This is a genomic window from Bradyrhizobium sp. 14AA, assembly GCF_054185205.1.
Genome location: NZ_JAVAYM010000017.1, coordinates 62,570 through 74,757 on the forward strand (window position 1 = coordinate 62,570; position 12,188 = coordinate 74,757).

At 63.6% G+C, this 12,188-nt stretch carries 13 protein-coding genes; 8 read left to right on the top strand and 5 right to left on the bottom strand.

Annotated features, from left to right (window positions below):
* Position 1 precedes the first annotated feature (1 nt).
* From RAD15_RS27225 to RAD15_RS27240, 4 genes are all read left to right on the top strand, one after another.
* Positions 2-757, top strand: a complete 756-nt coding sequence (locus RAD15_RS27225; protein ID WP_458181295.1) for an ABC transporter ATP-binding protein — start codon at positions 2-4, stop codon at positions 755-757.
* Positions 754-1,467, top strand: a complete 714-nt coding sequence (locus RAD15_RS27230; protein WP_458181296.1) for an ABC transporter ATP-binding protein — start codon at positions 754-756, stop codon at positions 1,465-1,467. Before RAD15_RS27225 ends, RAD15_RS27230 begins: the two co-directional genes overlap by 4 nt.
* Before the next feature lie 163 nt (positions 1,468-1,630).
* A complete protein-coding gene (locus RAD15_RS27235) occupies positions 1,631-1,849 on the top strand; it encodes a hypothetical protein (RefSeq protein WP_458181297.1) in 219 nt (72 codons plus the stop codon).
* Positions 1,850-1,960: 111 nt separating this feature from the next.
* Positions 1,961-3,019, top strand: coding sequence for a YeiH family protein (locus tag RAD15_RS27240; protein WP_458181298.1), 1,059 nt, complete (start codon positions 1,961-1,963; stop codon positions 3,017-3,019).
* Positions 3,020-3,223: 204 nt separating this feature from the next.
* Here RAD15_RS27240 and RAD15_RS27245 read toward each other — a convergent pair whose 3' ends face one another.
* From RAD15_RS27245 to RAD15_RS27265, 5 genes are all read right to left on the bottom strand, one after another.
* Positions 3,224-4,096 carry an ABC transporter ATP-binding protein gene (locus RAD15_RS27245; protein WP_458181299.1) on the bottom strand — a complete coding sequence of 291 codons (873 nt, stop codon included), beginning with the start codon at positions 4,094-4,096 and terminating at the stop codon, positions 3,224-3,226.
* On the bottom strand, positions 4,093-4,995 hold the full coding sequence (locus RAD15_RS27250) for an ABC transporter permease (RefSeq protein WP_458181300.1): 903 nt from the start codon (positions 4,993-4,995) through the stop codon (positions 4,093-4,095). Before RAD15_RS27250 ends, RAD15_RS27245 begins: the two co-directional genes overlap by 4 nt.
* Positions 4,992-6,413 carry an ABC transporter substrate-binding protein gene (locus RAD15_RS27255; protein ID WP_458181301.1) on the bottom strand — a complete coding sequence of 474 codons (1,422 nt, stop codon included), beginning with the start codon at positions 6,411-6,413 and terminating at the stop codon, positions 4,992-4,994. The genes RAD15_RS27250 and RAD15_RS27255 overlap by 4 nt, the downstream gene beginning before the upstream one ends.
* Positions 6,414-6,594: 181 nt before the next feature.
* The gene (locus RAD15_RS27260) at positions 6,595-7,371 is read right to left on the bottom strand and encodes a Crp/Fnr family transcriptional regulator (RefSeq protein ID WP_458181302.1); all 777 of its coding nucleotides are present in this window, start codon (positions 7,369-7,371) and stop codon (positions 6,595-6,597) included.
* Positions 7,372-7,768: 397 nt separating this feature from the next.
* On the bottom strand, positions 7,769-8,065 hold the full coding sequence (locus tag RAD15_RS27265; protein ID WP_458181400.1) for a gamma-butyrobetaine hydroxylase-like domain-containing protein: 297 nt from the start codon (positions 8,063-8,065) through the stop codon (positions 7,769-7,771).
* Positions 8,066-8,269: 204 nt separating this feature from the next.
* Here RAD15_RS27265 and RAD15_RS27270 point away from each other — a divergent pair, with 204 nt between their 5' ends.
* The 4 genes from RAD15_RS27270 (at position 8,270) to RAD15_RS27285 (ending at position 12,133) form a co-directional block, all read left to right on the top strand.
* A complete protein-coding gene (locus RAD15_RS27270; protein ID WP_458181303.1) occupies positions 8,270-9,043 on the top strand; it encodes a ferredoxin--NADP reductase in 774 nt (257 codons plus the stop codon).
* A gap of 102 nt (positions 9,044-9,145) precedes the next feature.
* Positions 9,146-10,888, top strand: a complete 1,743-nt coding sequence (locus RAD15_RS27275) for a fumarate reductase/succinate dehydrogenase flavoprotein subunit (protein WP_458181305.1) — start codon at positions 9,146-9,148, stop codon at positions 10,886-10,888.
* Between the two features lie 31 nt (positions 10,889-10,919).
* On the top strand, positions 10,920-11,153 hold the full coding sequence (locus RAD15_RS27280) for a 4Fe-4S dicluster domain-containing protein (RefSeq protein WP_008141081.1): 234 nt from the start codon (positions 10,920-10,922) through the stop codon (positions 11,151-11,153).
* Positions 11,154-11,155: 2 nt separating this feature from the next.
* A complete protein-coding gene (locus RAD15_RS27285; RefSeq protein ID WP_458181306.1) occupies positions 11,156-12,133 on the top strand; it encodes a HEAT repeat domain-containing protein in 978 nt (325 codons plus the stop codon).
* Positions 12,134-12,188 lie beyond the last annotated feature (55 nt).

Genomic DNA, 12,188 nt, shown 5'->3' on the forward strand with positions numbered 1-12,188 from the left:
CATGCTGGAGATCCGCAACCTCGCAAAGTCCTTTGGCGGCGTGAAGGCGACCAACGACGTCACGCTCGATTTTCCCGATGGCTCGCTCACCGCGGTGATCGGCCCGAATGGTGCGGGCAAAAGCACGTTCTTCAATCTGATCACGGGTGCGTTGAGGCCGGATTCCGGGCAGGTGCTGCTCGACGGCGTCGATCTCGCCGGCCGCTCACCGCCGGAGATCGTCCGTCACGGCATCGGCCGCGCCTTCCAGGTCGCGAGCATCTTCAAGTCGCTGACGGTGCAGGAGACCATGCTCGCCGCCGTCAGCGCCGACCAGCGCTCGTCCGCCGTGCTGCACAAGCGCTTTCCCTTGCCCGAGACGCGCGACCGCGCCGAGCATGTGATGGAGCTGCTGGGGTTGGCGAGCAAACGCAACCGCACCGCGGCGACGCTGTCGCATGGCGACCAGAAGCTGCTCGATATCGCCCTGGCTTTGGTGCTCGAGCCCAAAGTGCTGCTCCTGGACGAGCCGACCGCCGGCATGGGGCCGGAAGAGCGCTGGCGCATGATCGACAAGGTGCGCGAGCTCTGGGAGAGCCAGAAGATCACGGTCGTCTTCATCGAGCACGACATGGACATCGTCTTCAAGATCGCCCCGAAGATCGTCGTGCTCTGCTATGGCCGCATCCTCGCGACCGGCACGCCCGACGAGATCCGCAACAACAGCGCCGTGATCGACGCCTATCTCGGCACCGAGCATGCGGGGGCCGCCGCATGAGCGCCGTCGTCATCGAAGTCGCCGACCTCGACGTTTACTACGGCACCAGCCAGATCCTGTTCGGCGTCGGCCTCTCGGTGCGACAGGGCGATACCATGGCGCTGCTCGGCCGCAATGGCGCGGGCAAATCGACGACCATGAAGGCGATCATGGGGCTGGCGCCGCCCCGGCGGGGCAAGGTCAGCCTGCGCGGCGCGGTGATCTCCGGCCTCAAGCCGCACCACATCGCGCGCGCCGGCCTCGGCTTCGTGCCCGAGGATCGCCAGATCTTTCCGGAGCACACAGTCGAGGACAATCTCGTGATCGGGAAGAAGCGCGGTCCTGATGGCGAAGACGAATGGTCGATTGAGCGCGTCTATGAAGTGTTCCCGCTGCTGGAGCCGCTGCGCCATCGCATCGCCGGACGCCTCTCCGGCGGCGAACAGCAAATGCTGGCGATCGCGCGCACGCTGATGGGCAATCCGGCGCTGCTGCTGCTGGACGAGCCGAGCGAGGGGCTGGCGCCGATCATCGTACAACGCATCGGCGAATTGTTGCGGCAGCTTCGCCAACTCGGATCGACCGTGCTGATCGCCGAGCAGAACATGCATTTCTGCCTGGGGCTGGCGAGCCACGCCACGGTCATCGACAAGGGCCAGATCGTCTATGCCGCCGGAATCGACGAGTTGAAGGCCAACGAGGCCATCCGCCGGCGTTATCTGGCGCTTTAGCCGGGCCGCCGGTGCTCGAATAGGCCGGAAGAAGAAAACTATTGCCGCGGCCCTGTCGCGAGGAAGGAGTTTCCCCTCACGGGGGTAAAAACGCCAATCGCTTCCATTGCTGTTTGGGGCCGAAACGACGACATTTCTGCCAGAAATTGATGGATCGGCAGCTATGGAACGCATCGGATTTGAGCCCTTCGGCGAGCAGTTGGTGTCCGCAACGGACGCCCAGCCGAAGTCGCGCGCCTCAAAGCTCCTGCTGCGGGCCGGCACCACGCTATTCTGGTCGCTGGTCGCCGGAATCGTGCTGGCGCGTGCGGCCTTCTTCGAGCCGGGCATCTATGACGGCTTCAGCCGGGTCGCCTCGCTGGCGAAAAGCCTGATCTTCTGAACCCGATTATTCCGGGTCGAGGATAGAACTTCCCTCGGCCCTGATATGTCGAAAACATATTTCCCAATCGGGTCGCGCTGCGTATAAATCCTTCTCCTCCGGGAGAGATTTGTGTCGCAGAATCAAGCATCCAGCCGGGCCGACGCCAAGCCGACCACCGCCGTCAGCCGCATTGCGGCGCTGATTCCGGGCATTCTCCTCTGCGTTCTCGTCGCCGGTGTCTCGGCCCTGCTCGAGCGGGCGGAACTTGGCGTGTTCGAGCATCCCTATGTCGAGGCGCTGGTGATGGCGATCCTGCTCGGGATGGCGCTCCGCAGCTTCTGGAAACCCTCCCCGCGCTGGCAGGCCGGCATCGCCTTCAGCGCAAAACAGCTGCTCGAAGTCGCCGTCATGCTGCTGGGCGCCTCCATCAGCTTTGCCGCCATCGCGGCCTCGGGCATCGCGCTGCTCGCCTCCATTGCCGCCGTCGTCGTTGTCGCGCTCTGCGTTTCCTTCGGCCTCAGCCGGCTGCTCGGCCTCTCGACGCGACTCTCGATCCTCATCGCTTGCGGCAATTCCATCTGCGGCAATTCCGCGATCGCGGCCGTGGCGCCGATCATCGGCGCCAACAACGACGAGATCGCGTCCTCGATCTCCTTTACTGCGATCCTCGGCGTCATGATGGTGCTGGGTCTGCCGCTGCTGATCCCGCTGCTGCAATTGTCCGCCACGCAATACGGCATCCTCGCAGGGTTGACCGTCTATGCGGTGCCGCAGGTGCTGGCCGCGACGGTGCCGGCCGGCCTCGTCTCGACGCAGATCGGTACGCTGGTCAAGCTGATGCGCGTGCTGATGCTCGGGCCGGTGGTCGTCGGCCTCTCGCTGGTCGCTTCGCGCTGGCAGAGCGATGCCAAGAAGACCAATGTCGGCTTCTTCCGCGTGGTCCCGTGGTTCATCCTCGGCTTCCTCGCGCTCGCGACCCTGCGTTCCCTCGAGATCGTGCCGGGCACGGTGGTTGCACCGGTGACCAAGATCACCACGTTCCTCACCGTGGTGTCGATGGCGGCCCTCGGCCTCGGCGTCGACGTGCGCGTGCTCGCCAATGTCGGCGGCCGGGTGACGGCGGCCGTGACGCTGTCGCTGATGCTGCTGCTAGGGATCAGCATCGCGCTGGTGCACTGGTTTAAGTGAGACTGGAACGCTGCTGCGAGTTCCTCTTCCTTCTCCCCCTGTGGGAGAAGGTGGCGCGAAGCGCCGGATGAGGGGTTCTATCCGCGAGTCCGAAGTGAGAGGGGAGTTTGCCGAAGCAGACCCCTCATCCGCCTTGCCTTCGGCAAGGCACCTTCTCCCACAAGGGGAGAAGGGAAGTAAGAGCGCAATCGTCGAGATGGATCGCTAGATCACATCCGCCAGCGAGTGCCCGTGCAGCTCGATGTTCAACCCCTGCATGCCCATGTCGTTGATCTCACCGCCCATCGCTTTCAGGCTTTCCTCGCGGATCAGCGACATCAGCCCGCGGCGCAGCGCCAGGAATTCCGACGACATCATCATGGATTGCTGCCGCGGCCGCTCCAGCGGAATCGGAATCTCCGCCTTGATCGAGCCGGGGCGCGCGGTCATGCAGTAGACGCGGTCGGACAGGAAGATCGCCTCGTCGATGTCGTGGGTGACGAACAGCACCGAGATCTTCAGACGCTGCCACATGTTGGTGAGGATCTGCTGCATGATGACGCGGGTCTGCGCGTCGAGCGCGCCGAAAGGCTCGTCGAGCAGCAGCACCTTCGGCCCCGTCGCGAGCGCCCGGACGATGCCGACGCGCTGCTTCATGCCGCCGGAGAGTTTTTCCGGATAGTGCTTCTCGAAGGCCTCGAGCCCCGCGAGCCCGAGCAGCGTGCGTGCGGCGCGTTCGCGCTGCGAGCGCGGCATGCCGCGCATCTTCAGGCCGAACTCGACATTCTCCCGCACCGTCTTCCAGGGAAACAGCGAATATTGCTGGAACACCATGCCGCGCTCGGCGCTGGGGCCGTTCACACGCTCGCCGTCGACGGTGACGATGCCCGTGGTCGGCTTGAGGAAGCCCGCGACCGCATTGAGCAGGGTCGACTTTCCGCAGCCGGAGGGGCCGACGATCGAGACGAACTCGCCGGGCTTCACATGGATCTGGGTGTCGGTGACGGCCTGCACCGGCCCCTCGATGCTGTCATAGCTGAGGGAGAAGTTCCTGACCTCGATATGGCCTTGCGGTGCTTTGGTGGCGATTTCGCTCATCTTGATCTCCACGGCATGACCAACTGTCCCGCGCCCCTGATGAGCAGGCTCGATCCGAGACCGAGCACGCCGATGGCGATCATGCCGAGCGCGATGTCGGCATACTGGACCAGCGAATAGGCCTCCCAGGTGAAGTAGCCGATGCCGTACTGGCCCGAGATCATCTCGGCGGCGATCAGCGACACCCAGGCGACGCCCATGCCGACGGTGAGTCCGGTGAAGATGTGCGGCAGCGAGGCCGGAAAATACACCTCGAGGAAGATCGAGCGCTCGCGCGCGCCGAGACATTGCGACGCGCGCACCAGCACGGGATCGACCAGCGTCATGCCATGCAGCGTGTTGACCAGGATCGGGAAGAACGAGCCCAAGAAGGTGATGAAGACGATGCTCTGCTCGTTGGTCGGCCACAGCATGATCGCCATCGGCACCCAGGCGATCGCCGGGATCGGCCGTAGCACTTCCGCGACTGGGAAGATGATCTCATGCACGAGCTTGAAGCGGCCCATGATCAGGCCGAGCGGCACGCCGATGATCGCTGCGAGCGAGAAGCCGATGAGGATGCGCCGGCAACTTAGCACGATATGCAACAGGAATTTGGGATCGTGGATCGCCTTGACGAAGCTGGCATAGACCGCGAGCGGCGAGGGCACGTTGGTGAAGCGCACGAAGAACACGACGCGATAGGTCGTGAGCAGGTGCCAGACCAGCAGAAAGGCGAGCAGGGAGATGATGCCGATCGCGGTGGCACGCAGCCCGCCTCGGTTGAGTCGGTACCAGCGCAGCGCAAGCGTGCCGAAGGAGGGCGGCGCCGCGGGTGGCGTGTCGGCGGGCGCGGGGCCCGCCTCTGCAATGGCCGGCATGCTGTCCTCGGGATGTCTGACGAGGGCGGGACTGCTCACGTCTTGCCTCCGCCGACAGCCGCCTTCACGGCGTCATCGAAGCCGAGCACCTTGCCGCTGATCTTGGCGGCGTAGGCTTCCGCGTCTTTCTTGAGCAGGAACGGCGCAATCGCACCATTGCCGACCGCGAAGAAGGCCTGGTCGGCGAACAGCTTGATGCCGCGCGTGGTGTCGAAGACATAGGCGACGTTGATCTTCTTGCCCTTGGCCTTGAAGTCGGCGTAGGCACCGAGAGTACAGCTGGCTGACGAGAAGGGCATGATGCCGGCGTCGTCCACCCACACCTCGCCGGCCTTGCGCGGATCGGTGATCGACTTTTTGCAGAATGAGTCCTCGCCCGAAATCTCGTAGTTCTTCGTGCTGCCAAGCTGCGTGTCGTAGTCGAGCTTCATCTCGGCATAGGCCTTGCGGATGTAGCTGTCGTCGACCCACTTCTTCGGATCGAACTCCTTCATGCGGCCGAGATTTTGCAGCACCTTGACGTCGGCGGTCGCGGCTTCGATCAGCGCCGGCTTGACCGTGGGATCGGTGGTCATGTTGCCGCTCGGGCCGAGGAAGATGTAAACGACCTCCTTGCTGATGCCGGTCCATTCCTGGATCTTTTCGGCCGCGAGCTTCGGATCGTCGCGCAGCCACTGATTGGCGGCGATCACCGCCTTGAAGTAGGCAACGACAACCTCGGGGTACTTCTCGGCGAAATCGGTGCGGACCACGATGCCGTGGAAGGTCGGCAAGTTCGTCTCGACGCCGTCGAAGATCTTGCGCGCGAAGCCGCGGAACGGCAGCAGCTCGGCGAAGGGCACGAAATCGGCGTGCGCGTCGATCTTCTTCTCCTGGAGATTGGTCGAGCCGACCTCCGGGCTCTGGCTGACGAGCTGGAAGAAATCGGAGGTGTAGCCGCGGTCCTGCATCGCCTTCAGCACCATGCCGTGCGCGGCGGAACCGAAGGGAACGCTGACCAGCTTGCCCTTGAGGTCGGCCAGATCGTAGTAGGGCGAGTCCTTGTGGACGACGAGGCCGTTGCCGGAGCCGGACAGGCTGTAGGCAGCGATGCCGATCAGCCGGCTCTTGCTTTCAGGATTACTCTCGAAGGTGAAGCCGTTCACGATCAGCGGATAGTCGCCCATCATGCCGATCTGCAGCTTGTTCGCCATCATCGCATTGGTGACGGGCGGGCCGGACGTGAAATTCTGCCACTCCAGTTCGAACTTGATGTTGGCGTATTTGCCATCCTTCGGCAGGTATTTTTCGAGGAGATGAAGTTGCCGGATGACGACGCCGGCGGTCACCGTGTTGGTCGTGGTGTCCTGCGTTCCGATGCCCAGGGTGACGGTTTCCGCCGAAGCCGGCTGCGCCAGGAAAAGCGCCAGCGACGTCACCGACATCGCGATTGAGAGCGTGGGAAGATGGCGGACCATTCTCATCCTCATTCGGTTGGATGTGCTGTGGTTGCCATGATTGGGTGAGGGCGTGGGCAGGGCAAATCCGGAATGATGACCGCAGTCGATTAGTTGCCGGGAAAAGCTGATTGCATACTCCTTGAGCAGTCCTGCACTATAAAGCCGCTTGCCTGTGCACCGGCCTTGGTCGCAATCTGTCCTAATCAGGTGCGTGGCCTCGCATCTCCTCGAGCACGTCGGTGCGGCAGACCACGATCTGCGACCGCTTGGTCAGCACGATTCCCTTTTCCTGCATGCGCTTCAGGCTGATCGTGACCCATTGCCTGGTTGCGCCGACCATGTGGGCGATGTCGGCATGGGTGAAGGCGGCTGCGATCACCCGGCCATCGGCATCCTCGACGCCGTAGAGTTCGACCAGGTGCAGCAGCAGATGCGCGAGGCGCTGGGTGATCGAGCGCGTTCCCAGCATCTGCGCCAGCGCCGAATAGCATTTGCCCTTGAAGGTGAGGCCCTCGATCAGGCCGATCGCGAGGTTCGGGATCTCCGCGGCAAGCGACCGCAGTTCCTTTCCGGGCAGGTGCACGACACTGCAATTGCTGGATGCGACGCCGGACCATTGATGCACGGTGCCCTCGAACACCTCGGGACCGCCGACGAAATTGCCGACGTGCCAATAGGCTAGCGTGATCTCGCGCCCCTGCGGCGAGGTGTAGAACACCCGAATGCGGCCGCTCTCGATCAGCCAGATGCCGTCATGCTTGCCGCCCTGGCTGAACAGCGTCTGGCCGCGGTTGAGCACTTTTCGCCGACCTTGCTTCAGCACCAGCTCCCGCTCGCGCGGTGAGAGCTTGTCCATCAGCGCCGGCGGTCCGCCGATCCATTGCTGGTTCTCGGTCAGCAGCAGCGAGGAGCTGCCGGCAGGCCGGGCGACCGGTGGAACAGCCCCGCGCACCACATTGGCCGCCTGCAACATCATCTGCCTCCGGAACGTTCAAATCGTTCTAAAGAGGAGCAATGTCCGTGCCAGATTCACTCTGCTGTCATCGCCCGCCTTGTGCGCACTTGCGCACTGGGGCGGACGATCCAGTACCTCAGAGATGTCAATGGGATACGGAGAGGCCGCGGCGTACTGGATTCCCCGCCTTCGCGGGGAATGACAGTGGAGTTTGTGGTTCGGTGCGCGCGCCTCACCAACGCCGTCGTCCTGGACAAGCGAGCGCTTGGCAACGCGCAGCGTTGTCCAATAGCGAGTTCAGATCCAGGACCCATTGCCACAAATCCTGGTTGTTGAGCGGCCATGTGGCCACAGCCGACTTTCGCAACAAGCTGTCGGGGTAATGGGTCCTGGCTTTCGCCAGGACGACATCGGTGGCTTACCGCCCCGCCAGACTCAGCAAATACGGCTTTGGGTAAATCCCGCGATTGTGCCCGTCCGAGAACGCGATGTTCAGCCCGTAGCCGAGATCGCCGATCTCTGTGATGGCGATGCCTGGAAATGCTCCGGGGAAGCGGCCGTCGAAGCGGGCGCGGGTGCAGTGGGCGCATTTGCAGGAGAGGCGGAGCTGTTCGGCAGGGACGCTCAGCGTGTCGTCCTGCGCGGTGCGGACGAGAAGCGCCGAGAGATCGGCGGTGGCTTCATAGTCGGCCACGGTCGGTGCCACCAGGGTCATGGTCATGACAAACCTCCGACGTCTTTCTACGTCGGCGCGGGCGCGCACGAATAGCAACTAATTGCCGGCGCGGACGTGGCCCTCTGCCTCCTCTTCGATCATCGCCCGCAAAATGTGAAACTAATCGACCGGGAATTTCACTTCCGAATTGCCGGACTCTTCTCTCTCCGAAACCTTGTGCGCTATCGCGGCGAAGGAGAGAGCATGAGTGCATTTCAGAAGGAAACGGTTTTGTCGGTCAGGCACTGGACCGAGTCCCTGTTCAGCTTTACCGCGACGCGCGATCCCGGCTTTCGTTTCCAGAACGGCCAATTCGCGATGATCGGACTTGAAGTCGAAGGCAAGCCATTGATGCGGGCCTACAGCATGGCCAGCGCCAACCATGAGGAAGCGCTCGAATTCTTCTCGATCAAGGTGCAGGACGGCCCGCTGACCTCGCGCCTGCAGAAGATCAGGGAAGGCGACATCATACTGGTCGGCCGCAAGGCGACGGGCACGCTGATCACCGGCAACCTCATTCCGGGCAAGCGCCTGTTGCTGCTCTCGACCGGGACGGGCCTTGCGCCCTTCGCCAGCCTGATCAAGGACCCTGACGTCTACGAGAATTACGAGACCATCGTGCTTGCCCATGGCTGCCGCCAGGTTTCCGAACTGGCCTATGGCGAGCATCTTGTCGAGGGCCTCCGCAATCATGAATTCTTTGGACCGCTGATCCGCGACAAGCTGGTCTACTACCCCACCGTCACCCGCGAGCCGTTCCGCAACCGCGGCCGCATCACCGATTTGATCGCCTCGGGCCAGCTGTTTGACGATATCGGCCAGTCCAGCCTCGATATCGAGACCGACCGCATCATGCTGTGCGGCAGCCCGGCGATGCTCGAGGAACTCCCCGCGATGTTCGCCGCGCGAGGCTTTGTCGAGGGCAATCACAGCCAGCCCGGCCATTTCGTCATCGAAAAGGCCTTCGTCGAGCGCTGAGGCGCAAATCGCGTCCCGGCGACAACTAATTGCTATCGCCGGACACCCACCTGAACAAATCTGATGCAAATGCGCCGGAGATCGGCGAACCAGGAGCAAGCGATGGCACTAGATCAGATCGTCGACGGACTTTCGGAGGTTTCCTGCGACGTGCTGGTGATCGGCGGCGGCACGGCCGGCCCAATGGCGGCGCTGAAGGCGAAGCTGAAGAACCCGAAGGCCAACGTCGTCCTGCTCGAAAAGGCCAACGTCAAGCGCTCCGGCGCGATCTCGATGGGCATGGACGGGCTCAACAACGCCGTCATCCCCGGTTACGCGACGCCGGAGCAGTACACCAAGGAAATCACCATCGCGAACGACGGCATCGTCGACCAGAAGGCGGTCTATAAATACGCCCAGAATTGCTACAAGATCATCGAAGAACTCGACAGCTTCGGCATCCGCTTCCTGAAGAACGAGAACGGCGATTACGCCGTCAAGAAGGTGCACCACATCGGCACCTACGTTCTGCCGATGCCGAACGGCGAGACCGTGAAGAAGGCGCTCTACCGCCAGCTCCGCCGCGCCCGTATCCTGATCTCGAACCGCTACATGGCGACGCGGCTGCTCAAATCGTCCGACGGACGCATTGCCGGCGCGATCTCCGTCAACACCCGCACCGCGGAGATCCTGGTCATCAAGGCCAAGGCCGTGATCCTCTGCATGGGCGCCGCCGGCCGCCTGGGCCTGCCGACCTCCGGCTACATGTTCGGCACCTACGAGAACGCCGCCAACTCAGGCGACGGCTATGCGATGGCCTATCACGCGGGCGCCGCGCTCGCGAACCTCGAATGCTACCAGATCAACCCGCTGATCAAGGACTATAACGGCCCGGCCTGCGCCTATGTCGCCGGTCCCTTCGGCGCCTTCACCGCCAACAACGAGGGCTCCCGCTTCATCGAATGCGACTACTGGTCCGGCCAGATGATGCTGGAGTTCTACAACGAGCTGTTGTCCGGCAAGGGGCCTGTGTTCCTCCAGCTCAAGCATCTCCATCCCGACACCATCTCGGAGATCGAGTCCACGCTGCACAAGGTGGAGCGTCCGACGCGCGGTCTGTTCCAACAGGGGCGCGGCGTCGACTACCGCAGCGAGTCGATCGAGATGCACATCTCCGAGATCGGCTTCTGCTCCGGCCACAGCGCCTCCGGCGTGTTCGTCGACGACAATGCCCGCACCACCGTGCCTGGGCTGTACGCCGCCGGCGACATGGCGAGCGTGCCGCACAATTACATGCTGGGCGCCTTCACCAACGGCTCGGTCGCCGGCATTGATGCGATGGAGTTCGCCGACAGCCACGATTTCGCGGAGTTCGACGCCGCCGACGTCGCGCTGGAGCGCGACCGCGTGCTGGCGCCGACCAGGCGCGAGGATGGCATCCCGCCGAACCAGGTCGAGTACAAGACGCGCCGTCTCGTCAACGACTATCTCCAGCCGCCGAAGGTCACTCGCAAATACGAGCTCGGCATGCGCCGTCTCGCCGAGACGCGGCAGGACATGCAGGAGCACATGATCGCGCGCAACGCGCACGAGCTGCTCCGCGCGCTCGAAGTGCAGTCGATCATGGACTGCGCCGACATGGCCGTGCACGCCTCGCTCTACCGCGAGGAGAGCCGCTGGGGCCTCTATCACTGGCGCACCGATTTCCCGGAGAAGGACAACGAGAACTGGTTCTGCCACACGCTGCTGAGCAAGCAGAACGGCAAGATGACCAGCGAGAAGCGTGCGGTCGAACCTTACGTCGTACCGATCGCGGACGACGAGAAGGACCTCTACGACAAGCAGCGCATTCGCGCCACCGCCTGATCCACCGCACCATAGCAACAGGAGACATCAAATGCCTCTCGCTTCCTATCAGACATCGGTTCCGGTGGTGGTCGACGACGCCAAATGCATCGCCGACAAGGGCTGCACCGTCTGCGTCGACGTCTGCCCGCTCGACGTGCTCCGCATCAGCGACATGACCGGCAAGGCCTACATGGCCTATGACGAGTGCTGGTACTGCATGCCTTGCGAGGCCGATTGCCCGACCGGCGCCGTCACCGTCAACATTCCCTATCTCCTGAGGTAGTCATGTCGAGCCCGTTCGAATCCTACGACGATCTCGAAGACGCCGACGAGCGGCTTCAGGCCGCCGATCCCGCGGAGCGCCGCGTTGCCATCATCGCGCTCGGCCATTCCGGCGACCCGGCCGCGGTTCCGCATCTCGCCAACATGGTCGCCGATCCCGACGCCGGCGTGCGCCAGCAGGTGGCGATGGCGCTCGGCGAGTTCGACGGGCCGGAGGCGGCAGCTGCGCTGGTCAAGCTGCTGGTCGATCCCGAAAGGATCGTCGCATCCGCCGCGGCCGACAGCATGGCCGAGTTCAAGGATCCCGCCTGCGCGGCAATCATCCTGCCGCTGGTCAAGCATGCCCACGCCTTCGTTCGCATGGGTGCGCTACGCGCGCTGAAGGAATTGCGCTGCAAGGACACGCTGAAGCCGGCGCTGGAAGCGCTGCAGGATGCGGACGCTGCCGTGCGCGTGCAGGCGATCGGCGTGATCGGATTCCTCAAGCTGGAAGAATCCATCCCGGCGCTGACGGCGCTGATCAACGATCCCGACGCCCATGTCCGCCGCGCCGCCGTGAGCGCGCTGGCGTTCTCGCAGATGAAACCTGCGGCCGAGACCATCACGCGCGCGCTGAGGGATACCGACTGGATGGTCCGCGAGATGGCGGCGGAAACGCTCGGCCTCAACGTCAACGGTTCGCTCGCCGCGGATCAACTCGTCGGCTCGCTTGCAGACGAGTTCTGGCAGGTGCGGCTGAAGGCGATCCGGAGCCTGGGCCGGATGAAGATCGAGCGCGCGGTGCGGCCGATCGGCAATTGTATCAACCACGACCAGGCGAACTTGCGGAAAGAAGCCGCCGCGGCGCTCGGCGAGATCGCCCATCCCGATGGTGAGGCGTTCCTGGCCGTCATCGCCGACGATGCCGATCCCGATGTCCGCAAGAACGCGCGTTGGGCGCTCCAGCAGATCGCGGCCCGCAAAGCGCGCGCAGGCGCATAAAAAAGGCGCGGGCAGGGGCATAGCGGCTCTTCGCTGCCGGTCTGGACTTCCCCCG